Source organism: Lacinutrix sp. YIN62 (assembly GCF_057219185.1).
On record NZ_JBXVVH010000009.1, the window covers coordinates 111,591 to 132,940 of the forward strand.

Annotated in this window: 31 protein-coding genes and 1 tRNA gene; 16 read left to right on the top strand and 16 right to left on the bottom strand. The window is 31.7% G+C overall.

From position 1 onward, the window contains the following. The first annotated feature begins 43 nt into the window (after positions 1–43). The 3 genes from ftsZ to AC2D8I_RS07910 all read left to right on the top strand — a co-directional run bounded on the left by ftsZ (position 44) and on the right by AC2D8I_RS07910 (position 2,725). Complete coding sequence (gene ftsZ, locus AC2D8I_RS07900) at positions 44–2,011, top strand: cell division protein FtsZ (protein WP_484705453.1); 1,968 nt, start codon at positions 44–46, stop codon at positions 2,009–2,011. A 144-nt stretch (positions 2,012–2,155) separates the two neighbouring features. Then, a complete protein-coding gene (locus tag AC2D8I_RS07905) occupies positions 2,156–2,605 on the top strand; it encodes a GatB/YqeY domain-containing protein (RefSeq protein ID WP_484705454.1) in 450 nt (149 codons plus the stop codon). 46 nt (positions 2,606–2,651) lie between these two features. Next, positions 2,652–2,725: transfer RNA gene (locus AC2D8I_RS07910), tRNA-Arg, on the top strand. 386 nt (positions 2,726–3,111) lie between these two features. Here the strand turns inward: AC2D8I_RS07910 and AC2D8I_RS07915 are convergent. The 12 genes from AC2D8I_RS07915 to AC2D8I_RS07970 form a co-directional block, all read right to left on the bottom strand. Next, on the bottom strand, positions 3,112–3,546 hold the full coding sequence (locus AC2D8I_RS07915; RefSeq protein WP_484705455.1) for a hypothetical protein: 435 nt from the start codon (positions 3,544–3,546) through the stop codon (positions 3,112–3,114). 6 nt (positions 3,547–3,552) lie between these two features. Further along, entirely contained in the window at positions 3,553–4,020 is a 468-nt protein-coding gene (locus AC2D8I_RS07920) for a helix-turn-helix domain-containing protein (protein ID WP_484705456.1), read from the bottom strand. Position 4,021: 1 nt separating this feature from the next. Beyond that, a complete protein-coding gene (locus AC2D8I_RS07925; RefSeq protein WP_484705457.1) occupies positions 4,022–4,588 on the bottom strand; it encodes a hypothetical protein in 567 nt (188 codons plus the stop codon). Positions 4,589–4,871: 283 nt separating this feature from the next. Then, positions 4,872–5,036, bottom strand: coding sequence for a hypothetical protein (locus tag AC2D8I_RS07930; RefSeq protein WP_484705458.1), 165 nt, complete (start codon positions 5,034–5,036; stop codon positions 4,872–4,874). A 31-nt stretch (positions 5,037–5,067) separates the two neighbouring features. Beyond that, entirely contained in the window at positions 5,068–5,352 is a 285-nt protein-coding gene (locus AC2D8I_RS07935) for a hypothetical protein (RefSeq protein ID WP_484705459.1), read from the bottom strand. Between the two features lie 25 nt (positions 5,353–5,377). Then, on the bottom strand, positions 5,378–6,022 hold the full coding sequence (locus AC2D8I_RS07940; RefSeq protein ID WP_484705461.1) for a recombinase family protein: 645 nt from the start codon (positions 6,020–6,022) through the stop codon (positions 5,378–5,380). Between the two features lie 83 nt (positions 6,023–6,105). Then, positions 6,106–6,429 (bottom strand): hypothetical protein, encoded by a 324-nt coding sequence (locus AC2D8I_RS07945; protein ID WP_484705462.1) that lies wholly within the window; start codon positions 6,427–6,429, stop codon positions 6,106–6,108. Between the two features lie 9 nt (positions 6,430–6,438). Continuing rightward, on the bottom strand, positions 6,439–6,729 hold the full coding sequence (locus tag AC2D8I_RS07950; RefSeq protein WP_484705463.1) for a hypothetical protein: 291 nt from the start codon (positions 6,727–6,729) through the stop codon (positions 6,439–6,441). Positions 6,730–6,742: 13 nt separating this feature from the next. After that, positions 6,743–8,494 carry a hypothetical protein gene (locus AC2D8I_RS07955; RefSeq protein ID WP_484705464.1) on the bottom strand — a complete coding sequence of 584 codons (1,752 nt, stop codon included), beginning with the start codon at positions 8,492–8,494 and terminating at the stop codon, positions 6,743–6,745. A gap of 338 nt (positions 8,495–8,832) precedes the next feature. Further along, positions 8,833–9,084, bottom strand: a complete 252-nt coding sequence (locus AC2D8I_RS07960; RefSeq protein WP_484705465.1) for a MerR family transcriptional regulator — start codon at positions 9,082–9,084, stop codon at positions 8,833–8,835. A gap of 340 nt (positions 9,085–9,424) precedes the next feature. Continuing rightward, the gene (locus tag AC2D8I_RS07965; protein ID WP_484705466.1) at positions 9,425–9,688 is read right to left on the bottom strand and encodes a hypothetical protein; all 264 of its coding nucleotides are present in this window, start codon (positions 9,686–9,688) and stop codon (positions 9,425–9,427) included. A 67-nt stretch (positions 9,689–9,755) separates the two neighbouring features. After that, entirely contained in the window at positions 9,756–10,157 is a 402-nt protein-coding gene (locus tag AC2D8I_RS07970) for a hypothetical protein (RefSeq protein ID WP_484705467.1), read from the bottom strand. Positions 10,158–10,282: 125 nt separating this feature from the next. Between AC2D8I_RS07970 and AC2D8I_RS07975 the strand changes: the two genes are divergently transcribed. Further along, on the top strand, positions 10,283–10,681 hold the full coding sequence (locus AC2D8I_RS07975) for a helix-turn-helix domain-containing protein (RefSeq protein ID WP_484705468.1): 399 nt from the start codon (positions 10,283–10,285) through the stop codon (positions 10,679–10,681). Here the strand turns inward: AC2D8I_RS07975 and AC2D8I_RS07980 are convergent. Genes AC2D8I_RS07980 through AC2D8I_RS07990 form a run of 3 tightly spaced genes read right to left on the bottom strand, consistent with a single transcriptional unit; the run spans position 10,665 to position 11,662 of the window. Next, positions 10,665–10,832, bottom strand: coding sequence for a hypothetical protein (locus tag AC2D8I_RS07980; protein WP_484705469.1), 168 nt, complete (start codon positions 10,830–10,832; stop codon positions 10,665–10,667). The two genes, AC2D8I_RS07975 and AC2D8I_RS07980, sit on opposite strands and share 17 nt — an antisense overlap. Further along, the gene (locus tag AC2D8I_RS07985) at positions 10,825–11,463 is read right to left on the bottom strand and encodes a hypothetical protein (protein ID WP_484705470.1); all 639 of its coding nucleotides are present in this window, start codon (positions 11,461–11,463) and stop codon (positions 10,825–10,827) included. The genes AC2D8I_RS07980 and AC2D8I_RS07985 overlap by 8 nt, the downstream gene beginning before the upstream one ends. A 22-nt stretch (positions 11,464–11,485) precedes the next feature. Then, a complete protein-coding gene (locus tag AC2D8I_RS07990) occupies positions 11,486–11,662 on the bottom strand; it encodes a hypothetical protein (protein WP_484705471.1) in 177 nt (58 codons plus the stop codon). A gap of 439 nt (positions 11,663–12,101) precedes the next feature. Between AC2D8I_RS07990 and AC2D8I_RS07995 the strand changes: the two genes are divergently transcribed. The 3 genes from AC2D8I_RS07995 to AC2D8I_RS08005 all read left to right on the top strand — a co-directional run bounded on the left by AC2D8I_RS07995 (position 12,102) and on the right by AC2D8I_RS08005 (position 14,553). After that, the gene (locus AC2D8I_RS07995) at positions 12,102–13,643 is read left to right on the top strand and encodes an SNIPE associated domain-containing protein (protein ID WP_484705472.1); all 1,542 of its coding nucleotides are present in this window, start codon (positions 12,102–12,104) and stop codon (positions 13,641–13,643) included. Positions 13,644–13,798: 155 nt separating this feature from the next. Beyond that, a complete protein-coding gene (locus AC2D8I_RS08000; protein WP_484705473.1) occupies positions 13,799–13,996 on the top strand; it encodes a hypothetical protein in 198 nt (65 codons plus the stop codon). Beyond that, positions 13,996–14,553, top strand: coding sequence for a hypothetical protein (locus AC2D8I_RS08005; protein ID WP_484705475.1), 558 nt, complete (start codon positions 13,996–13,998; stop codon positions 14,551–14,553). The genes AC2D8I_RS08000 and AC2D8I_RS08005 overlap by 1 nt, the downstream gene beginning before the upstream one ends. 139 nt (positions 14,554–14,692) lie before the next feature. Here the strand turns inward: AC2D8I_RS08005 and AC2D8I_RS08010 are convergent, their stop codons facing one another. Next, positions 14,693–14,914 (bottom strand): hypothetical protein, encoded by a 222-nt coding sequence (locus AC2D8I_RS08010; protein ID WP_484705476.1) that lies wholly within the window; start codon positions 14,912–14,914, stop codon positions 14,693–14,695. 164 nt (positions 14,915–15,078) lie between these two features. Between AC2D8I_RS08010 and AC2D8I_RS08015 the strand changes: the two genes are divergently transcribed. The 9 genes from AC2D8I_RS08015 (at position 15,079) to AC2D8I_RS08055 (ending at position 21,329) form a co-directional block, all read left to right on the top strand. Further along, entirely contained in the window at positions 15,079–15,324 is a 246-nt protein-coding gene (locus AC2D8I_RS08015) for a hypothetical protein (protein ID WP_484705478.1), read from the top strand. Between the two features lie 41 nt (positions 15,325–15,365). Next, positions 15,366–15,869, top strand: a complete 504-nt coding sequence (locus AC2D8I_RS08020) for a hypothetical protein (RefSeq protein WP_484705479.1) — start codon at positions 15,366–15,368, stop codon at positions 15,867–15,869. A 72-nt stretch (positions 15,870–15,941) separates the two neighbouring features. After that, a complete protein-coding gene (locus tag AC2D8I_RS08025) occupies positions 15,942–16,412 on the top strand; it encodes a hypothetical protein (RefSeq protein WP_484705481.1) in 471 nt (156 codons plus the stop codon). Between the two features lie 74 nt (positions 16,413–16,486). After that, positions 16,487–17,764, top strand: coding sequence for a S49 family peptidase (locus AC2D8I_RS08030; protein ID WP_484705482.1), 1,278 nt, complete (start codon positions 16,487–16,489; stop codon positions 17,762–17,764). A gap of 1 nt (position 17,765) precedes the next feature. Continuing rightward, positions 17,766–18,743 (top strand): hypothetical protein, encoded by a 978-nt coding sequence (locus AC2D8I_RS08035; protein ID WP_484705485.1) that lies wholly within the window; start codon positions 17,766–17,768, stop codon positions 18,741–18,743. A 20-nt stretch (positions 18,744–18,763) separates the two neighbouring features. Next, complete coding sequence (locus AC2D8I_RS08040) at positions 18,764–19,246, top strand: hypothetical protein (protein ID WP_484705487.1); 483 nt, start codon at positions 18,764–18,766, stop codon at positions 19,244–19,246. A 3-nt stretch (positions 19,247–19,249) separates the two neighbouring features. Next, entirely contained in the window at positions 19,250–19,816 is a 567-nt protein-coding gene (locus AC2D8I_RS08045; RefSeq protein WP_484705488.1) for a hypothetical protein, read from the top strand. 255 nt (positions 19,817–20,071) lie between these two features. Then, positions 20,072–20,833, top strand: coding sequence for a hypothetical protein (locus AC2D8I_RS08050; protein WP_484705489.1), 762 nt, complete (start codon positions 20,072–20,074; stop codon positions 20,831–20,833). Between the two features lie 85 nt (positions 20,834–20,918). After that, positions 20,919–21,329, top strand: a complete 411-nt coding sequence (locus AC2D8I_RS08055; protein WP_484705490.1) for a hypothetical protein — start codon at positions 20,919–20,921, stop codon at positions 21,327–21,329. Positions 21,330–21,350 lie beyond the last annotated feature (21 nt).

The following is a 21,350-nucleotide window of genomic DNA, read 5'->3' on the forward strand; positions in this document are numbered from 1 at the left end:
AAAATAAAAGAATAAAATAGATTGATCCAGTAAAAAAGAATTTATGAGCAATAAAGAATTCGAAAGCATTTCATTTGATTTACCAAAGAACCAATCAAATGTAATAAAGGTTATTGGTGTTGGAGGTGGTGGTAGCAATGCTATTAATCACATGTTTCAACAAGGAATAAAAGGAGTAGATTTTGTCATTTGTAACACAGATGCACAAGCACTACAAAATAGCGGTGTACCAAACAAAATTCAGTTGGGAGTTAACCTAACCGAAGGGCTTGGTGCAGGGGCAAATCCAGATGTAGGAGAGCAATCTGCTGTAGAGAGTTATGAAGACATTCAAAATATGTTGGGTGCAAATACTAAAATGGTATTTATAACCGCAGGAATGGGGGGAGGCACAGGAACAGGAGCAGCACCTATTATAGCTCAAATGGCTAGAGATATGGATATCTTAACAGTGGGGATCGTGACAATGCCTTTTCAATTTGAAGGGAAAATGCGTAATGAACAAGCGCAAAAAGGTATCGAAAAGTTAAGATCACAAGTAGATTCGTTAATTGTTATTAATAATAATAAGCTGCGAGAAGTTTATGGTAACCTTGGGTTTAAAGCTGGTTTTTCTAAAGCCGATGAGGTGTTATCTACAGCCTCTCGAGGAATAGCAGAAGTAATAACGCACCACTATACGCAAAATATTGATTTACGAGATGCTAAAACAGTATTGAGTAAGAGTGGTACTGCTATTATGGGATCATCCACAGCATCGGGACAAAATCGTGCTCACGAAGCCATTACTAAGGCTTTGGATTCCCCGTTGTTAAATGATAATAAAATTACTGGTGCCAAAAACGTATTATTGCTTATCGTTTCGGGTGCTCAAGAAATAACTATCGATGAAATTGGAGAAATTAATGACCACATTCAAAATGAAGCAGGTCATGGTGCTAATATCATTATGGGGGTTGGTGAAGATGAGTCTTTAGAAGAGTCAATTGCAGTAACCATAATTGCAACAGGATTTAACCTTGAACAACAAGATGAAATTTCTAATACAGAAGCTAAAAAGGTAATCCATGCCTTGGAAGAAGAGCAAAGTATGGAACAAAATCTAAAGACTAAAGACGAGGTGGGATCTCCAAGTTTAATTTCGGCTACAAAAAAAGAAATAGAAAAGAAAAAAGAAACTCCAATAGTAAAGCATACATTAGATATCGATGCACTTGCTGAAGATACATTGAGTAAGTTTGAAATGGATCAGGTAAACAAGCAAAAAGCTGTTTCTTATAACGAAGGAATGGGGGTAACTCCTACTTCTAAAGAGATTAAAGATCTAAATGTTGTTTACGAAGAGGTTGTTGCAGATGTTACAGATGAAGATGATTTTGTGATTACTTCTCCACAAGATAATGAAGTCGCTGATGTGGTAGAAAATAAGCAACAAATAACTTTGACTTTCGATATGCCTTTGAGTGAGGCTTCTGTAGAAGATGAGATAGAAGCTCCTGTTATTCATAATTTAACAAATGAAATTAAAAAAATTGAAGTAAAAGACCCTATAGAGGTTGTTTCTGTAACTGAGGCTTCAGAAGATGGAGAAGTACGTTATGCTTTAGATGACTATGCAGAGGTGGAACTAGAAAGAGAACCTAAGAAAGAGATTAAAGTAGCGTTAAAAGAAGAAGATACAGAGATTATTTTTGAAAAGAAAGTTGTAGAGCAAGAGTCTAATGAGGAGGCTTTAGGAGATTTAGATCCAATGAATAGTTCTATTTCAGATATTTTGAAAGAAAGAGCTGATGCTAGACGGGAGAAAATGAAAACGTTCAATTATAAGTTTAATACTGCAAAAATTGATGATATTGAAAAGATTCCAGCATATAAACGGCAAGGCTTAAACTTAAATGAAGCACAGCATTCTTCAGAAACCAATATTTCTAGAACAAGTTTAGGAGTTGATGATAATGACGAAATACAATTAAGAAACAACAATTCGTTTTTGCATGACAATGTAGATTAAGTAAAAATATTTATTTTTTAAACCCAAAAAGTCTTTTTAGAATCTTTTTGGGTTTTTCTATTGATAATTTTAGGAGAGAAATAACATTATATCTAGGCAAGACGGTCTTTTTATTTTATCTTCGTAGCCTAAATTATTTAAGTAATGAGTTTACAACAAGATCTAATGACAGCCTTGAAAACGGCAATGAAAGCTAAGGATCAAACGGCCTTAACTGCATTAAGAGCTGTGAAATCAGCCATTTTATTGGCAAAAACAGAAAGTAATGCACAAGAGGAGTTAAGTGAAGCACAAGAACTTAAAATACTTCAAAAACAAGTCAAGCAACGCAAAGATAGTGCGGCGATATTTTTGGAGCAAGGAAGAGAAGATTTAGCCGCACCAGAGTTGGCAGAGGCTAAAGTTATAGCGCAATTTTTGCCTGAAGCAATGAGTGAAGAAGCTATTGCAAAAGTGGTAACGGAAGCTATTGCAAAAACAGGGGCGATAGGAATGAAAGATATGGGGAAAGTAATGGGAATAGTTAGTGGAGAACTAGCGGGTAAGGCAGATGGCGCAACAATTTCTGGTATAGTGAAATCTAAACTCGCTTAATGCTTCATAACGTCTTTTAAACTATATAAGATAAATAAAACATTATGGCTGCGTAGTTCAACTGGATAGAATATCAGATTTCGGCTCTGAGGGTTGGGGGTTCGAATCCCTTCGCGGTCACAAAAAGCTCTGTAAACACTTGTTTTTACAGAGCTTTTATTTTTAGTGGTAAATATAGTGGTAAGTTTTTTAGTTTTTAAATCATCTAAAGATTAATCAATCATTTACTTTTTTGATTTTACAGGCCTTCTTAGCTTTTCTTCTTTTTAAACTTCTTAATATCGTTCCTGGTTCTTTTTTGGGAATATTCTTAGAGTGTTAAATTTTTTAAATATAGTATCTGCTTAATATTCCTGAAGGAATGTTTTAATAGCTCTTAAAAATGAAATTCAGGACACTTGTACTGGTCTTGATAAAGTAAAAGCCCCTGTAAAAGGAGCTTTTATAAGAATATTTAATATTTTTTGAAGCTTGTGCAACGATTACCATTGTTGTACACTGGCGTTTTAGAAATTAAAAATAACGTCCTCTTGTAACATGTTTTTAACATCAATAGTTGGTAAGAGATACTCATTAAATGGCGTTCCCTCGGTTTTAGCATGTAATATTCCTCTGGCAGAACCTATAGTCAGTACAGCAAAATGTGCTGCAAGAGCTTTTGCTACTAAATAGGTTTTATCATCTTGTTTCATTTTATTCAAGAAGTCATTTTTTTCTATTTCGAATAGTCCTTGAACTTCAAGAATTAAAAATGGCTGATCCTTTTTTTTCTCAAAAGAAAAACGAGTGTTACAAGTTACTACATGGTCGTCAATATCTAAACCAAATCCTAATCCAGTCGTTAAGTTCGTTTCGCCAGTTTTTTTGTAAGCTTTATCAATTATTGCAAACGATACAGTTTTTAAACCTGTAAAAGCAAAACCTAATTTATTGCATGTCATAGCTTTTTAAATTTGATTAGCTGTGTAATTATATGAATCCAAGTTTTCCATATTAGTTTGTAAAACAGGATTTTTTTGTGTAATTCTTTCAGACGTCAATTCTTCCTCTATAGTTTTGTACTTGCGTTTATGTACAACTTGCATCGATTGAAGAATGACAGCTGAATTAGTACTTTTATTAGACTTTATTTTTGGTGATGTAATATCAACGCCTAAAGCCTCGGCAATTTTGTCTATTGTTTCGAATGTTAAATTCGCTTTAGCACTTAATATTTTATTTACTTGTTGAGCACTTACACCCATTTTATTTGCTAGGTCTATTTGCTTGATTTTATGTAAATCCATATAATCCAACAATTCTAGTGCAAATGCTTGAGATCTAGTTATATTTCTCCTGTTAGAACGGTCTCTTTTAGCTCGTTCTTTCCATTTAGTTGCTGTTCTTTTAACTGCTTTGTTTAGGTTTTTTTCCATGTTATAATTCAGTAGAATCTGTAATGTTTTCTTGTTTTAGCCAAGACTTTAAATAAGTCATTTTCTCTAGTTCTAATTTCAAAGGTTCTGTATCCATTTTATCGACTAATTTAATTCCAGCTCCTGTTATTACAATTGCATTGTTACCGACACGCACTCCATATATTCTCAATAAAGAACCGCAATCATAGGTGTACATTTTTCTTCTTCCAGGATCATGATATCTTTCAGATTTTGACAACTCGACAAATTCATCAAATAATGTTTCAAAACAATCACCATTTTGAGACTCTTCGCTCATTTCATCTAATTTACTAAACAAATCACCTGCTTCTTGAAGAATTTCAGTTGTTAAAAATAATAAGCTATGGTTTTTATATACTCCTTGTTTCCAACCCGATTTCGAGGATTTAATAAAATTTCGTACAAACAATGGGTTTTGAAGTTGATCCTGTATCTTATCCAGTTCTGTTTCATACTCTGTGGGTGTTTGGTAAAATGTACAATTATCGAAGTTCGCTAAATAAACTCCTTGATATTGTTCGTCAAATGTACTAAAAATTTCCATAAAATCAACCTATAGATTTATTTTTCGCGTAAAATTAACAAATAAGCATTTTTATATACAATTGAATAATTAAAACTTATTAACAATAAAGTGAATTTTATTTTACGAATAATTATGATGTTTTAAGCTTGTGTACAACGTTTAAGTATATGTGTTGTTTTGTAAAAATCGTTTACGCAACGAAAGCACATATAAACTATAGTTTCTAAGTTCCAAGCAAAAACTCGATGGGTCCCATATATATTCTCTTTTCTAAGCTTAGTTATATCTATCATAGCTTTAGTTAGTTCCATGAATAATAAAGAGCAAATACAGAAAACAAAAGACCTACAAGCTGAAATAAAGTCAACCATACAAAATGTTTCACCTTCCCATAAGGTGGATAAGGTTGATTCTTTGCATATTTCCAAAAACGATTCTGTTTCTTTAAATAATCCTTGATTTTCATAATTTTTGATTTTAGCGTAGCTCTATTGAAACTACTGTATTAATGCTTTACATCTCTTATATCTATCGTTTAAAACGGCTTGAGGAAAATTACTAATCTTCATTTTGAAATTATGTATTAAATCATAAGCTGAATTTGAACGTTTTAAATTAAAAGCAGCTGCAATTTCTTTTGTTTTGATTCCCTGTTCATCTGCAATTTTTGCGATTATCATTCTTCCATCCTTGTAATCATAAGATGGATATGGTAGTAAGCACGTTTCTACTCTTAAATTAAGCTCTGTACACACTAATTGTATTATTTCGTTTAGAGTCATTTTATTAAATAAATTACTGTTTTTATTAAATTTTAGTATTCTTATTTCGGTTGTTATTTCCTGTATTTTTGTGAGTCTTATGTATGTCAATATTCTCTATAATTAAGCACTTATAAACAGAGGCTTGTGCTATACCTAGAGTCTCTCTTATTGTTTTAATTGAATTATTAGGGTCTTTGTACATAGTAGCTACTAAAGGTGCTAACTTTTTTAGTTTTTCACTTGGACCTTCTGGGCGACCACCGACTCTACCTTGTCGTTTTGCAGAAGCCAAGCCTGCTTTAACTTTAGCATTGCTTTGCTCTCTTTGAAATTCTCCTAGTGATGCGAATATTCTAAAAATTAACTTTCCTGCTGGAGTCTCTATGCTTTTAGTGTCTATTGCAGGGTTAGAGATATCTTTAAAATCAATTTTATGTTTAGCAAAGTATTCCATAACAGTAATTAAGTGCTTAAAATTTCTTCCTATTCTGGTTAAATCATAAAAGAAAACGGTATCTTCTGGTCTTAACCTTCCTAAAAGCTCTGTTAAACCTTTTCTATCTGTTTTTTTACCTGAATCTTTATCGCAATAAATATTTTCTCTTTCTACACCAAATAGTTTAATAGCATCAATTTGTGATGATAGGTTTTGGTTTTCTGTGCTTACTCTTGCGTATCCGAATAACATTTTTATAGTTTTGGTTTTATGAATTGGTTTTATGAATTTCAATCTGGTTTTCGTTTGGTTTCCTTTTGGTTTTTATTGGTTTTTCATACCGTTTGTGGATCTAACACTAGAATAAGTTTTAAAGCTAAGTTCTTTTTAAAAACATCGGATTCTAGAGTATTAAAACTACTAAGCGCTTTGTTTATTAAAACGGCCTCATGCCACTTTAGCTTAAAATTAAAGTGTTTTTGCTTGTAGCTTTTTGCATAGGCATCGAAAAAATGTGAATACACCTCTTGTAATATGCTTTGATGTATTTTTAGGATTTCGTTTTGGTGTTCCTGGCTAACCAAATCCTTAAAACGCAAGTGTACTGCATCTTTTAAAACCTCTAATTCCGCTTTTGTTATCTTTTTTAAATGTATCATTATTAGGTTTCAAATGGTTTGTATTAAGTTATTGCTTGCATTATCGTACACTTTTACAGTGTTATAATGTCCTTGGAAACATTCGCCTTGCGCCTTACTACTGTTTACTAATAATCTGTTTTGCATTTTATTTACAATAACATTAAGTGGTTTTTTGTCTTGAGTAAGTAAGGAATATCGTGTTAAGGTATTTCTGTTGTTGTAATAGGGTTTTGCTTCGTTTTTTAAGCATATAATCATTTTTACTCTACTGCATTGGGGGCAAAAAAAGCGATTGTCGTGTTTGCATTTTTTTCTCATGTTTAAGTTGGGTTTAATTAGTGTTTAAGCGTTCTACTTCTAGTGTGTGGTATAGTAAGCGAGAATAAAAACCTTTATCGCGCTGGTGTTTTTGTTCTAAAGTGTGTACATAGGCTACCAGTCTTTCGAATGTACATTTACGGCTTAGGTATTTTTTTACGTACACTCGTATTTTGTTGGAAACTTCTCGTTTTGCTGCATTGCGTTGCTTTTTTACCTTGGTTTCTGCCTGCTTTTTCTTGGCATTAATGCTCTTTTTGTAATATTTTTTTGTGTAAGCAAAACCGCCTTCGAAACTGTGTTTTCTGGTGGTATCAAAATAAGCAACGGGGAACAGTAATCTAAATTCTGGGTTGCGCTTGCAATAGCCTTTTGCCCAATTGATGCGCTGGCGATATTCTTCTAATATTTTTACCTGGGTTGTTTTATGTGGCGTATGGTTTTCGCCATTAAAAAAATTGGTAAAATGCTCGTTTTTAAACTGTGTTAAGGCTTTAAACCACTCCCATTTGTAAACGGTTTTATTGCTCCATAGTTGGGCTGTTGTAAAGGCGAAATCTAAAATTACAATATGTTTAAATTGGGCTTTGCTTAAGTTACCTGCTATGGCTTCTCGCTTAAAGTGTGCTAGACTGTGTGGGGTGTAATTGTTATGCTCGCCATTGGAAAGCTGCTGTGCTGCAGTTTGAAAATCGAGCGCCAATAGCTTTTGCATGCTTTGTAGTATAGGCTTTGCTTCTTTTTCTTTTTTGGCCGCAACCTTTTTTCTTTTTGGTTCCAATTTTTCCGCAGTTTGCCTATCCTGCTTGGTGTTGTTCCTATAAAAATGGGTTGCATTGGAATCTGGGGCAGAAGTTGAAGCGCTACCCGAAAGGCGTAGGCGAACTTGCTCTAAAGCTTCAAATTCTTGTTGCGTTGGGCTATCGGCTTTAGCAGTAGCCTTATTATTTTTATTATTATTTAAGGTTCTATAGGAACTAATATTAATAGGTAAACTTTTCCCCAAACCTTGGTTAGCCTTTGGTTTTTGGTAGGGTTTATGTCCATCTAAAATGGTTAAAATTTGAGGCGATATTTTAATGTTTGCCGCCTTTTGGTAGCCTCTGAACTGGTAATTGCTTATTACACCACAATCGTAAAAACGCTGTATATGGTTGCGTATGGTCTTGTTACAGACATCTAGTTTTGGTGTGCTTAAGCCTGTTTTTTCTAGAGATAGCTTAAGGTTGGTTAACGAGTGTGCTGTTATGGGAAATACAAAGCCTTCTAAGGTATTTAAAACAGTTTGCTCTTTATTTTGTAGTCTGTTTAGGTTACGCATTTTTAGCTTGTAACTAGCATGGCCCAAAATGCAAGCAAATATTTCTGCACTGGCATAGCTTACGTGTATGTATTTTTTTTTAAGTACTTTTTGGGGATTGTCTCGGTTAAACTCCTCTACTAACTCGTTGTACTCTGCTAGGCTTTTTATGCCACGCCCATAGTATTCTAATACATATTGCTTAAAAGCTTTTTGAGCTTGCTTTAATTGAGCTTGTGTTGCGCCTATGGCTTTGTTTTGTGAGTTTGCTAGGGTATTGTAGTTACTTATTAAACCATTTAAAATGGGACGCCGCTTTTTGTTGTATTCGCCAACAAAAGATTTATAGTTTTCTAGCGTGCGCTTAAAGGCTGTTTTGCATATTATGGGATAGGTAAGCAGTTGGTGACTTCCAATGGGAGTGCAAGCCACCAGTTTCTCCTGCTCGGTGTATTGTAAATTCATAGTTTAGGTGTTATGAATGGTTATGTTATAATTAGTGCCTTGTAATAAGGCTATAGTCTTTGGTTTTTAGTTGGTTTTTTAAAAAAAAGCAACCCTGGTTATACTATTATTAAAATGCTATGGACCACTCTATTTGCCAGGGTTGCACACTAACCAACCTAAACTTGTAGTGTAAAAAAGCAGGCTTTTATGTTTTATAAAAAACCAAATTGAAACCAAATTGGTTTTGCTTGCTTTTTTGTTTCTTTTTTACTTTATATTACGCTTTAAGTACGTAGGCACCGACCTTATAAAATCCCTCAATAAAAAAGACCGATGCCCTGTACTCCACTTACCAATCAATCAAATGTTACCTCTTGCTTTTTTACTTTCCATTCTTGAATTAACTCTTTCATGAATTGTATTTTAGGAATACTCCATGTACTACCTATTAGCTCTGCTTTTATTTTTCTTGAGTGAATTCTAGACAAAACTGTATCTCTATGTTTATTTAAAAAATTCGCACATTCTGCTACGGTCATACACACATTATTAGCATCGAATATTGCTAAAGCTTTTAATTGTGTTTCCATTATATCTTCATGTTTCATAAGGTGCCTATTGTTTATTTACATTATTATTACTATTATTTGTTTTCTTCTTTTTAGGCTCTAATTAATTATATATGAATTCATAATTAATACAAAAGACCCTTTTACACATTAAAAACCTTGATAGAAGTTGACCTTAAACTTGCTATAGAAATATTAAAAGAATACCCTAGAACTAAATGGTTTGCACGTGTTGGTTTTATCATAGCAGTTATCTTAGCGTTGAAAGAACTATATATATTATTAAAGCCAGTATTGAGCCAATAGTATAAAATCGAATCTCTTGTTTATCATTTTTAAATAGTTTCATTATACTTACCTTTATTTGAATAAATATTACTTACCCGTTTAGCCTATCTGCCTCATCATTAACGCTAGAAAGAACATATCTTCCTTTTTTACTACTAGGCCTAATAAGACATTCGGGGTCTTTTATATGCTCGTAAAAAGCGTTCTCACTCATATTTAAAATATAACGGGCTTCTCTAGCGCTACATATTTTTTTTCTTACATCTTGACGAAGCCTGCTTATTAGGTTTCTATACTCATCAATACCTATTACTACTATTTTATCTTGCTTTAAAAGGGTGTCTAATGTTGTCATTTATAGTATGGTGTTAATTGGGTATTGCTTTTTTGTCTAAATACTCTCTAGGGTGTTAATTTTTCTGTTAAATGGAGTTATTAACTACATCTTCAGTTGTTTCTATAACTTCTTGAAGTATTTGTAATTCTTGATTACCCCAATATTCTGATTTAAAATCAAAACCTTTGTTTTCTTCTAGAGTTTCTATAACTTTTTTATATGTGTTGCTCATAATTCTTGTTTGTTTATTTGTAGTTAAATCATTGTAAACAGACTCGAAAACAGGTATGTAAGTGTCGAATTCTACGCTTCTAAAATGCCATACTGCTTTGGCTTTAGTACACCATTTAGAAACCTCGCTTTCTGGCATACTTGGCATTTTTGCCTCTATGGCTTTTACAGGCATTCGTTTAATGCCTATATCTATAAATTTACCTTGTAATTCAATTAAGCGCTTTTGGTTTTTATTTTTTATGGATACATTCATTTTGTACAGTTTGTCACAAATATTTATTAACTTTTTGCTACATTTGATATATTGTCATGACAAATATAAGACACTTTTTGACACTAAAAAACATTTTATGACACTTTTTTATATTTTATCAATTTATGATATCTAAAAAAATACAAGAATTAATAACTGAAGAGGAAATATCAGTAGAAGAGTTTGCGCTAAAAATAGGTATAGGAAAAAGCTCTATATATAAGATAATAAGAGGTGATACGAAGAAAATAACTAAATCTTTAGCAGAGAAAATAAATAGGGTGTATCCCAATTATAAAATAAAAGATTTATTGTCTTATAATTTGGACACAATTAGAGAAAAGGACTTTAGTGATTTATTTTTAATTAAAGAAAACGTTAAAATAGATATTAAAGATGTTTCTTTATTTGTAGTTCAAAACTATCAAAAAATGATCCATAGTGAACCTTTATTTAAGGAATGGGTAAAAAATTTAAAAAAAGATGCTATTATTGAATTTTTAGAATCTAAGCAAAAGAAATAAGATTATAATCAATATTTTTATATAAAACTTCTATTTGACAATCTTTTTCTTCGTTTTTTTCTTTTAATCTCTCAAGTTCTGACTGGTAAAGATCTTCTTTTATAAGCCCTTTTTTATTAAGCTTATCTAATATTTCTTTTTTATTACTCATTTTCAGCCACTTTTTTTAATATTTCCCATTTTTCATTTTCCATATTTTTAGGAGTAACTTTGAATACAAAAGAGATTAAGTCCTTAATGTTTTCTTTTAAGCTGACTAAATACCTTTCTTTTGTTTTTACAAATAATTGTGTAGCAAAAACTAAAGAAACAATACATATTAAATTTGTAATTATATAGCTACTTGTAGAATAATCCTCTTTTAAGAAAGCCCATCTTAAATAAAAGAATCCAATGTAAAGTATTATACTATGAAGTATAACTTCTCCATAATAAGTTTTTGTTTTTCTTATAAAAGTTTTTATGAGATTAAATAGAGAATAGATAAATAAGCCAAATGCCCAGCCAAATTCACCTAGAAATTGCCTAAAATTATTGAATTCCAAGAATTTGATGTCATCATATTCTTTTTTTAGTTCTTTATAAGCTAAATCAGTGATTTTTTTTTGGTTATAATAATTTTCATAATAAACTGAGCCTTTTGTATACTCTTTAAGTTCATTCAAGGCTAAAGTTTTCTTTTCTTTAGCTTTTTCCCATTTCTCAGTTTTTTCATAAAGAGATGTTGGCTTAGAAGCTACAGTTTCATGCATAAAGAAAGCGGTAGCCAGAACTACCGCCATTATAAAATATAAAAGATTACTTTTAATCTTCGTCATTATCTGGGACAGAACCACCATCCGTTCCTGTACTTGTACTGTCTTCGTGTCCTGTTCTAAGTTGTTCTGTTTGTCCTTGCTCATCGTTTAATGATTCTGGTGTACACCCAGTAAAAGAAATTAGCCCTAATAATACTACTGTGAAGTAAAGTGATTTTTTCATTTTTAAAAAGTATATAATGTTTAATTCAATAATATACTTTTTAATTGGTAATTAATTCGTTATAGGAGCTTTTTTCTTGTTTAATTATTGATTTTATACAGCCAATATAAGCAATTTGAAAGAAATAAATTAAAATACCGTCCTTACAAATACTAAGGTTTTCCCTTACTTAAAACCATTTTGCTAGATAGTACGGTTTTTACCGTAACAGAAAGATTTTGTAAGTTGTTGGTTTTGAGTGAGTGGTGTTTTGTCTGTTATTTGTGTATTTCGTCGAAAAAAAGAAAAGAGCATAAAATTAAAAAACAGCTCTGTTTTATGAGTTTGTTTTTATTACTTTTGGAATAACCACCATAGGTTTTCTGTGGAATTATTGCATGAAATTTACGTGATGCAATATTAAAACGCTACTTATCTATTAATCAATAACAAATATAAAATGCCCTTTTTTCTATTTATTTTCACTGTAATTATTATTGTTCTACTTGTTAAAAACTCTTCAATACGAAAGGAAAGAGATAAAAGATCTAGAGAGAGGAATGAAAAAACAGAAGAAATTTCTGTATTAAATGAAGAATTAAAAAAAGTAGCAACAGATTTCTCTAAATATAAAAAGACTTTTGATTATTTAAAAAAATACGAGCCAATTAAAAATATAGAGAATGAACTTAAAAGGGTTTCTAATGAAATGGAGGTTCTTATTGAAACATCAACATCGGAGGCTAATTTAATTAAAAAAGAAGCTAGACAAAAAGCGAGCGTAACAAAAAACAAGGCCGAAATAATATTAGTAAATGCTCATGAGCTTGCTACAAAAATAGAGAAGGAAGCTCACTTAAAAGCTAAAGAGGTTGCGGGAGAGGCTTGGGAAGCTAAAGGAAATGCCGAGCAGTACGAGAAAACAGCAAAGGCAATGAAAAATATAATAAAGGGTTATGGAGATGAATATTTAATCCCTAACCATTCTTTATTAGATGATTTGGCAGAAGAGTATAACCATAAAGAAGCAGGACAAGAACTTAAACAAGTTAGGAGTCTCATTAAATCTATGATTAAAAATAATGAGGTTGCAGATTGCGATTATGTTGAGGGGTATAGAAAAACAATTGCTATCGAGTTTGTTTTAGATGCCTTTAATGGTAAGGTAGACACTATAATGTCTAAGGTTAAGCATGATAATTATGGTAAATTATTACAAGCGTTAAACGATGCCTTTAGACTTGTAAACCATAACGGAAAAGCTTTTAAAAATGCGCGAATAACTAAACGATATTTTGATGTTATTTTACAAGAGTTAAAATTGGCTGTAACTGTTCATGAGTTAAAACAAAAAGATTTACAGGAGCAAAGAGAGATAAGAGAGGCTATTCGTGAGGAAGAAAAAGCAAGAAGAGATTTTGAAAAAGCTAGAAAAGAAGTAGAGAAAGAAGAAAAAATGCTTGATAAGGCTAGAAAAGAAATCGAGGATAAATTGTCTAAAGCAGCTGCGGAGGATAGAGCAAAGTTTGAACAAGAATTAGAAACTGTAAAGCAAAAATTGCTAGAAGCAGAAGAGAAAGGAAAGCGAGCTATGTCAATGGCTCAGCAGACAAAAAGAGGGCATGTTTATATTATCTCAAATGTTGGTTCTTTTGGAGAAAATGTCTTTAAAATAGGTCTTACTAGACGATTAGAACCGTTAGACAGGGTTAAGGAATTAGGGGATGCATCTGTTCCTTTTACTTTTGATGTTCATGCAATGATTCATTCTGAGGATGCACCTAAACTGGAAAAAGAACTACATCAAACTTTTGATTTGGATAGAGTTAATAAAGTAAATTACAGAAAAGAATTTTTCTCTATACCAATTAGTAAAATTAAATCTAAAATAGATACTTTGGGGCTAGATACGCATTGGACAATGAAAGCCGATGCACTGGAGTTTAGAGAAAGTAAAGCGATGGCTAAAAGAGGCTTAGAATTGAGTATGTCACAGAATTAGATTCTTTGTGAAAAACAAAGTAAATCAGTAGTTTAGGTGTTGTGTTGGTTTATTCTTAAGTAAAAATTGGTCGTATTTTAATAGGTTACTTTAAGTGAATTTGTTATTTTTGTCATGACAAAAAAAATAGTTTACTTAAACTACATAAAATTAAAATGGGAGTTTTAAAAAATAAATCATCTAAACGTAAAGACTCTGGAGGCTCTATAAAAACAAGAACTTATAAGAGTAAAGGGGATAGGTTAGGTTGGGTTTCATTAAAAGAAACTAAACCTGTTAGTCTTGAGTATGCGTTATCTTCGGGTGAAGTGGTTTGTCCTAATTCCGATTTTGAGCCTCTTTTGGTACCTTAATGAAGATAACTTCTACAGGCTATAATCTTAAATTTATTCAAATACATCCAGTAAATGATACTACAGATCATTTAAAGAGTTTTGTTTATACATTTCGTTCTCCAAAAACTAAACTAAATTATGTGTTAACGGCTGATCTTCATGAAAATGACTTTTTTGCCATTAAATTCTACGCTAAAAGAGATAGAGGTAATGATAATCGGTATTCAAGAGTTACTAATATGGGAGATGTTAGTAGTATACTTGTAACTTGTGCTAAAGCAATACCTGTGCTTTTAGAAAAATATCCTAATGCTAACTTTGGTTTTATAGGTTCAAGAACAATTGATAGTTACTCGAATAAGGTTGAAGAATATAATAATAATCAAAGATTTAGATTATACACTTATCATATTTCTCAACTTATAGGTTATAAAACGTTTGAACATAGAGCATATAAAGAAGCTAGTTCTTATGTGTTGCTAAATAAAAGAATAGATGATTTAAATCAATTAGAGATTAATATAAAAAATATGATAATAAAAACATATCCTAATATTTTAAATATAAACTTATAGCTAAGTACTTTTATATAATAAAAAAAATGGAAGTATTTTGTGTGTTTATTTAATTATTTGTGAGTAGATCTATGTTGGATTATACATAGGGGATATATTGGTAATTTAAAATAGATCATGTCTGTACAGAATATTGGGGTTATTTAATTTCATCTGGCATCAAACTGAGCAATCTGTCTAATTCTTTTTCTCTACCAGCCTCTTTCACATCTGTAATAAGTTCATCCCTTGTAGTCCAGGTTTGATTATCACAAAAAACTTCAAATTGATCGATTACTGTGCAGTAAAAAGCAAATTCTCTTTCCCCTTCTTTATGATCTATGTTTCCTGTTTGATTACCTAAATCAATATATCTTTTCATAATTGTAATTTTTAAAAACGTACACAGACTTACCTTATGATTTTTAAAGATACATAAGTAGTCCTTTTTATAAAAGTAAATGATTTATATTACTTTGTAAAAATACAGTCCTATTTTAACCTCCTTTCTAGTTGTAAGTTTGTTGTAACATAAAACAATTAATTATGGCACAACAAAAAGGGATTAAAATATTACAAAGAGTTACAGATATAGAGAAAGGAAAATCTGTAACAAAATTAGAAGAAATAAAAACAGATGGAACATTATCTGATAGCAAAAAGGCAATTTCTATATTGCAAAAAGACGGGGTAAAATACTTTGAAGTTTTAAATTTTAAAAACAAGAGTAAAACTATATATAATAAGGCTTTGTGTGGTAATAATTACACGAAAAAAACGCTGAAGATTTAACAGGAAAATAGTATCTTATTTTAACTAAAAAACGCTTTAATATGCCCGGTACAATAACTGTTAATATCCCTTTACAGCCGCACCATAAAAAATACTTAACTCATAAGTATGGAGAAACCCATTGTATTAGCCGTACATCTTGGTTAGGAAAATATATGGTGGACCTTTTGGATAAGAAATACAGAAAATCGAGTATTAATATTAAGAAAGATTCTTATTATTCGATAAGTATTCCTGCATCTATAACAAAAGAATATGGTTTTGAGTTTTCTAGTTTAAAACTAAAGTCTTTAGGAGAAATGATCAATAAGGTTTTTATGAATGATCTTTTTAGTTACATAGAAGTGTCTATGCAAAGTGAGCTAAAATTCTTTGATGAAAACTTTCAATCCCACAACAGGCAAAACGCAATGCGAGCCATAAAACAGTTTCTAGGGTTTTATGATATAAGCGAAGATGAAGTTAGTGTGGACTCTATTTATCGCCAATTTTACAGGCAAAGGAGTGACAAAGTTAAAAAACAAAAAAATAAGAAGGTTTCGTAAGTACTATAAATAAAGAGATTGTCGACTAGGACAAATTTCGGAAATCTTTTTTTTGTCCTAAATTAAAAGTAAATGGCAGGAATAAACACAGCTTTAGAAGAACAAACAGGCGGATGGAATAATGTTGCAATAATTTCTATAGACGAAATTGAGTGCCCAGCCTTATTAACTAACTTTAATGCTAGTAACATTGTTATTTCTCCTGTTTCTACAGGATTGGATATTTTGCCTGTTGGCGAAAACATTCACATAAACGCAACTCCTAGAAAAAGCAAGGCAGGTGTTATATACAGTATAAAAGGAGAGTTTGAAATGGCATACCAATCTAAAGCTATTGATTCTTACTTTTCGGCTTGCTTACAAAAAAAGGTGGTCTTAATTGGAATAAAACATTCTGGGCAGAAGAAAATATATGGCTCAAAAATTTTCCCTTTGTCCTTTAGTTACAAATTAATAGACGGTAAGAAGTACGAGGATGGGAATAGAATTAAAATTACTGTCTCTGGAAAAATACCACAAAAGCCTGTGTTTATGACTAATTAGAAGGCTATTATTTGTGTCCTATTTTAAGGATAAGATGAAACCTAAGTTTGTAATGTGCAAAAAATATATTACAAATGAGCAACAATTTACACTCTTTATTTTCTGGAGCATTTTATATAAATGAAATGTATGGTATGTCTTGCGTACCTGCTTTATATAGATCGCTAGTTAATGATTCTGTAAAAGAAAAATCTCAAGATGATTTAATAAAAGCGATTTCTACAGAGGCAACTTCAGAAATAAAAAGTTCGGACAAAAGAGTTGTTATTATAAGCTTTAAACAGCCTGTTTTAAAATACGATTATGGTTCTTGGTTGGGAACTCAAAGCTATATTAAAATTTTAGAATGCTTAAAAAACAATCCTAGTGTTGCAGGAGTTGTGCTAGATGTTGATTCAGGAGGAGGCCAAGTCTATGGTACAGGAGAATTTTACGATTATGTGCTTAGTTATCCTAAACCTATAGTTACTTACACTAACGGTTATATGTGTTCTGGTGCTTATTATTTTGCAGCAGCAACTAAATATATTGTAGCAAATTCAAGAGCAGACGCTATAGGGTCATTAGGAGCTTATACTACTATAATAGACTCTAACGGAATATGGGAGCATTTTGGAGGGAAAGTACATATTATGTATGGGACTAAATCTACAGGTAAAAATTCAGACTATAGAGAGGTGGTAGATAATGCTAATTACGAGCCATATATAAAAAATCAACTAGATCCTATGGTTGAAACCTTTCATTTAGATATGAAGAATGCTAGACCTCAATTAAAAGCGGAGGTTTTTGATGGTTCTACCTGGACAGGAAAAAACTCTTTAAGCCTTGGGTTAATAGATGAGATAGGGTCTCTACAAACTGCAATTAATAAAGTATTTGAGCTAGCAGAAGCTACCAAAAACGATTTAAATACAAATAATTCTAAAAACAAGACAATGAGTAAATTAAATGTGCCTTTAATTGAGACTGTTATAGGGAGTTCTTTCTCTGAAGGCGAAACCGAAAACGGCATCATTTTAACAGATGAGCAGGCTTTGGCAATTGAAGCTAAGTTATCTGAAAGTAAGAACGCCGAAGCTAAAGCAAAAAAATCTACAGAAAAAATAACCCAACTAGAAGGGGAAAGTACCGCTGTAACTACAGCAATTCAAAATGCGCTAGCCACAGCTGAAGTTGAAGGCGCTGAAAATATGAGTAATGATGATGGAATTAATGCCTTGTCTGCATTAGTGGCTAAGTATGGAGGACAAGATGGAGGGAAACTATCGGGAACGTTTGCTGATGGTCAAGAAATGCCCTTTAAAAGTGCTTGTTCTAATAAATTAAACTCAATCTTAAAAAACATATAAAATGGAAGATACAACAATTACCATTGACGATATAGTAAATGACTATGGCGCTTATTATATTCCAGGGGGCGCGAATGCCAATCAATTAATTACCCTACAAAAACAACCGACTGTTACAACATCGTTTGCAACTCCTGTAATTACAGACGCAACAATATATAGAGCTCCACAAGCTTATATGGATGAAATTATACAACCATGGCAAGCTGCTTATACAAAAAAAGGAGGGATTACATTTAAGCCTAATGATATTCCTACTTACAAAATTAAGATTGATACAGAATTTTCCCCAGATGTTCTAGAGGAATCATATCTTGGTTTTTTTACGCAACTTAAAGAGGCTGATAGAGCTAAATGGCCTTTTGTGAAATGGTTTATTGAGGTTTATGTTCTAGAACAACAAAAAGAAGATTTAGAAAATCAAGCTTATGGAAAAGGTGTTTATGTAGCGCCAACACCTGGAACTCCAGGATCGGCTAGAGACACAATGAACGGTTTGGTTAAATTAATTGATGACGGTATTGCTGGTACAGTAACACCACATAGTTTAATGAATCCAGTTGCATTAACTTCTCCAATTTCTAGAACTACTGCTTTTGATGGTATTGAAGAATTTATCGAGAACATAGATGAGTTATTATTAAATAAGCCAATGATTCTGGGGTGTGATCCTAAAATAGCAAGATGGTATTTTAAAGATAAGAGAGATACTTTAGGAGTAAATGCTAATTATGGAGATAAGAACGCAAAACGCATCGATGATTATGAAAATGTGGAATGGTCTCCAATGGCATCTTTAGCAGGGACAGGAGTTATTTTTGCGACACCTAAAAAGAACTTCATACACATACGTCCTAAAAAGAAAATGAAACCAATTAAAGCAGAATCTGCAAAGCGTAGTGTTGCTGTTATGGCAGATTGGAGAGAAGGTTTAGGATTCTTATTCAATGAATTAGTTTATGCATACAAGCCAGAATAATCCATTAACAATATAAGTAAATGAACAAAAAAGAATTAACATTACAGGCACAGGAGCTTCAAATTGAAGTTCCTGAAGGCGCTACTAATAAAGAAATATCCGATTTAATTAAAATAGCGGAACACCCTATTCTAGAAAAGGAATTAGAAGCAATTAAAGACATTGAAAAACGTCATAATGAAACGACCAACGATCTAGAAAAACAATTAGAAGCATCTGAAGAATTAGCGAACAAACAAAAGCAAGATGCTAATAAAGTAATTAAGGATTTAAAAAATGCAAATGAAAAAATCTTAGAGTTAAACAAACAATTAGAAGTTTTGTCTAAAAAACCAGTAGCTTCAAAAAAGGCAACCTATAAAAATAATGATGGGGTGTTTGAATTTACGGTTAAAACTTTTCGTTTTAGAGGAAGAAAATATATTGTAGAGGAAGCTATTAAAGATAATCAGCTAATGGAGGACTTGATTAAAACAAAATTTATTTACCTAAAAAAACAGTAAACTATGTCTATAAATGTTGAAAAAATAGGAAGCGCGATTAGCGAAGTTTCTGGTGCATTTTCTCATACAGAAATATATGTTGCTTTTGTAGAGAACTTTGAAACTATAAATAGTCCTAAAGAAAGGCATGGCGAAAATGCAGCCGAAAATTTAAGGGAATTGGTAACTATTACTACTCCACATACATTTAAAACAGGATTTGGTTTTACAAAGGTTAAGGCTATAGCCGAAACAATTGCTTTAGAAACGGCGCAATTAGGGACTTCGACAATGTCTCCAGTAAACGAAAATAAGCTTACCATTCAAATGCTTGGCTCGGAAGCAGATATATTAGGTTTTAAACGCCTTTGTAAAGGGCGAGATCTTATTGTTTTGGCAACAGAATATGGAACAGGGCAAATACGGCAAATAGGCTCAGCAACGTTTGCTGGACGCTTAATAGAATCCTCTAGTAAAATAGAGGCTACCGTAGAAGGCGAAAATACTAGTACTATGGTATTTCAAGACAAACAAAAGTATGATGCTGCTATTTATAAAGCAGATATAACATTGCAGCCAGCTACACCATAATTTTATATGTGACATTAAATAATCTAAAAAACCACTCTATAACGAGTGGTTTTTTGTTATTTTAAGGTCATGAAGCCTAAAAAACAATTTTCAAGATGGTACAGAATAATACGTTATTGGTTTAATTGTTTATGGTATTATGTGTTGTTTCCTTTAGGTGTTAAACAAGATGAATTCTCGAAACAATTCTTTAATACATTTAAAGAATAAATATTTGTCCTATTCTAAAGGAGTAACAATTGCCAATTTTACACTATGGAAGTTAACAATTGGTTTAATAATGGCTGTGACTATCAAAAAGGAATAAAAATATACTCTAATTTAAAAGGGCATAGCTCTAATTTGTTGCGATTATTTCTAAGAAAAGAAAGTCCAGCAAACAATGATAAGCTAAAGTATGAGCTTAATAAACATAGAGAAAATGATTCTAAAAAGGAAGTGCTTTCTTCAAATTTATTAAGACCAATTAAGCCAGATGTTTGTGCTACACCAATAAATAACAATCTACCTAAGCAAAGTACAAAGCAGATTAACTCAACCCGTAATTGTTTTTATAAGATAAACCAATTGCACTCAGATTTGCATCCGCTGGCCATAGAACAACGAAGTAATTTTCAAAAGGCCATTTCTAAGCACATAGAATTAACTCAATTGCATTCAGATGAACAAGGGAAAGCACTTACACTCTGCATAGCTATAGAGGACTTATTTGATGCCATAGAGGCAACACAAAAAGTGCTAGATCATTATGTTATGCATAAAGAAGTTATTAATATTAAACCTCGTTCCTTTCAAGATTTAACTCCTTCACAATGCATTCAAAGGCGAAACAATAAACGAATATCTGTTTCTAAATACAAAAAGAAGGTTAGTACCCTAAAAACTCAATTAGAAAGAAGGTTGCCTCTTTCAGAAAAAACAAAAACAGAAATTAAATTACAAAGAGCAGAGAACAAACTCTTAAGTCACGAAATAGAACTCCAACAGTTAAACAAATTGATTAATACTCATGAATGAATTAAATCGTTTTTGACATATCCGATAAAAGAGCAGTATAACGAAATTTTTTAGGTGTTTAAAATAAGCACAGTATTTTCATAGTATGGAAAACAACAACAACAACAACAACAACAAAATGAGTTCTCTTAATTGGAGAAAAGATGAATTGGGATGGCTTGCATCTTCTCCGTTTAACTCATTTGGTACTATGTCAGAGATTAATGGAATGCAAAATAATTTAGCCATATATTTAGAAAGTGAGCAAGAAAATTTTATTGAAAAAATAAAGATTACCCTTAATATTAATAATGATAGAGAAAGGAGTGCAGCTTTAGAAATACTTAATGATGCCGCAATAAAAACTTTTGAAACTTTGAAATTAACACCTCCCAAAAATTTAAGCTTAAATATCTTAAATGGAAAACTTTTTAATACTGAAAGCAAATCATTTTCTAGCTCATTAGAGTTAGTAAAAGCTAAAATAGATACATTTAATTTAATAATTTGTTATTAGATATTACCCTGTTAATCCTTG

Excerpts from the sequence above, each read along its gene's own strand:
- AC2D8I_RS07950 (WP_484705463.1), bottom strand. The coding sequence starts at position 6,729 with ATGAGAAAAAAATGCAAACACGACAATCGCTTTTTTTGCCCCCAATGC.
- AC2D8I_RS07975 (WP_484705468.1), top strand. The coding sequence starts at position 10,283 with ATGATATCTAAAAAAATACAAGAATTAATAACTGAAGAGGAAATATCA.
- AC2D8I_RS08010 (WP_484705476.1), bottom strand. The coding sequence starts at position 14,914 with ATGAAAAGATATATTGATTTAGGTAATCAAACAGGAAACATAGATCAT.
- AC2D8I_RS07930 (WP_484705458.1), bottom strand. The coding sequence starts at position 5,036 with ATGAAAATCAAGGATTATTTAAAGAAACAGAATCGTTTTTGGAAATAT.
- AC2D8I_RS08005 (WP_484705475.1), top strand. The coding sequence starts at position 13,996 with ATGAAGATAACTTCTACAGGCTATAATCTTAAATTTATTCAAATACAT.
- AC2D8I_RS08055 (WP_484705490.1), top strand. The coding sequence starts at position 20,919 with ATGGAAAACAACAACAACAACAACAACAACAAAATGAGTTCTCTTAAT.
- AC2D8I_RS07955 (WP_484705464.1), bottom strand. The coding sequence starts at position 8,494 with ATGAATTTACAATACACCGAGCAGGAGAAACTGGTGGCTTGCACTCCC.
- AC2D8I_RS07935 (WP_484705459.1), bottom strand. The coding sequence starts at position 5,352 with ATGACTCTAAACGAAATAATACAATTAGTGTGTACAGAGCTTAATTTA.
- AC2D8I_RS07980 (WP_484705469.1), bottom strand. The coding sequence starts at position 10,832 with ATGAGTAATAAAAAAGAAATATTAGATAAGCTTAATAAAAAAGGGCTT.
- AC2D8I_RS08025 (WP_484705481.1), top strand. The coding sequence starts at position 15,942 with ATGGCAGGAATAAACACAGCTTTAGAAGAACAAACAGGCGGATGGAAT.
- AC2D8I_RS07925 (WP_484705457.1), bottom strand. The coding sequence starts at position 4,588 with ATGGAAATTTTTAGTACATTTGACGAACAATATCAAGGAGTTTATTTA.
- AC2D8I_RS08015 (WP_484705478.1), top strand. The coding sequence starts at position 15,079 with ATGGCACAACAAAAAGGGATTAAAATATTACAAAGAGTTACAGATATA.
- AC2D8I_RS08020 (WP_484705479.1), top strand. The coding sequence starts at position 15,366 with ATGCCCGGTACAATAACTGTTAATATCCCTTTACAGCCGCACCATAAA.
- AC2D8I_RS08040 (WP_484705487.1), top strand. The coding sequence starts at position 18,764 with ATGAACAAAAAAGAATTAACATTACAGGCACAGGAGCTTCAAATTGAA.
- AC2D8I_RS07965 (WP_484705466.1), bottom strand. The coding sequence starts at position 9,688 with ATGACAACATTAGACACCCTTTTAAAGCAAGATAAAATAGTAGTAATA.
- AC2D8I_RS07960 (WP_484705465.1), bottom strand. The coding sequence starts at position 9,084 with ATGAAACATGAAGATATAATGGAAACACAATTAAAAGCTTTAGCAATA.
- AC2D8I_RS07905 (WP_484705454.1), top strand. The coding sequence starts at position 2,156 with ATGAGTTTACAACAAGATCTAATGACAGCCTTGAAAACGGCAATGAAA.
- AC2D8I_RS08050 (WP_484705489.1), top strand. The coding sequence starts at position 20,072 with ATGGAAGTTAACAATTGGTTTAATAATGGCTGTGACTATCAAAAAGGA.
- AC2D8I_RS07995 (WP_484705472.1), top strand. The coding sequence starts at position 12,102 with ATGCCCTTTTTTCTATTTATTTTCACTGTAATTATTATTGTTCTACTT.
- ftsZ (WP_484705453.1), top strand. The coding sequence starts at position 44 with ATGAGCAATAAAGAATTCGAAAGCATTTCATTTGATTTACCAAAGAAC.
- AC2D8I_RS07915 (WP_484705455.1), bottom strand. The coding sequence starts at position 3,546 with ATGACATGCAATAAATTAGGTTTTGCTTTTACAGGTTTAAAAACTGTA.
- AC2D8I_RS08030 (WP_484705482.1), top strand. The coding sequence starts at position 16,487 with ATGAGCAACAATTTACACTCTTTATTTTCTGGAGCATTTTATATAAAT.
- AC2D8I_RS07970 (WP_484705467.1), bottom strand. The coding sequence starts at position 10,157 with ATGAATGTATCCATAAAAAATAAAAACCAAAAGCGCTTAATTGAATTA.
- AC2D8I_RS08045 (WP_484705488.1), top strand. The coding sequence starts at position 19,250 with ATGTCTATAAATGTTGAAAAAATAGGAAGCGCGATTAGCGAAGTTTCT.
- AC2D8I_RS07940 (WP_484705461.1), bottom strand. The coding sequence starts at position 6,022 with ATGTTATTCGGATACGCAAGAGTAAGCACAGAAAACCAAAACCTATCA.
- AC2D8I_RS07985 (WP_484705470.1), bottom strand. The coding sequence starts at position 11,463 with ATGGCGGTAGTTCTGGCTACCGCTTTCTTTATGCATGAAACTGTAGCT.
- AC2D8I_RS08035 (WP_484705485.1), top strand. The coding sequence starts at position 17,766 with ATGGAAGATACAACAATTACCATTGACGATATAGTAAATGACTATGGC.
- AC2D8I_RS07990 (WP_484705471.1), bottom strand. The coding sequence starts at position 11,662 with ATGAAAAAATCACTTTACTTCACAGTAGTATTATTAGGGCTAATTTCT.
- AC2D8I_RS07945 (WP_484705462.1), bottom strand. The coding sequence starts at position 6,429 with ATGATACATTTAAAAAAGATAACAAAAGCGGAATTAGAGGTTTTAAAA.
- AC2D8I_RS08000 (WP_484705473.1), top strand. The coding sequence starts at position 13,799 with ATGGGAGTTTTAAAAAATAAATCATCTAAACGTAAAGACTCTGGAGGC.
- AC2D8I_RS07920 (WP_484705456.1), bottom strand. The coding sequence starts at position 4,020 with ATGGAAAAAAACCTAAACAAAGCAGTTAAAAGAACAGCAACTAAATGG.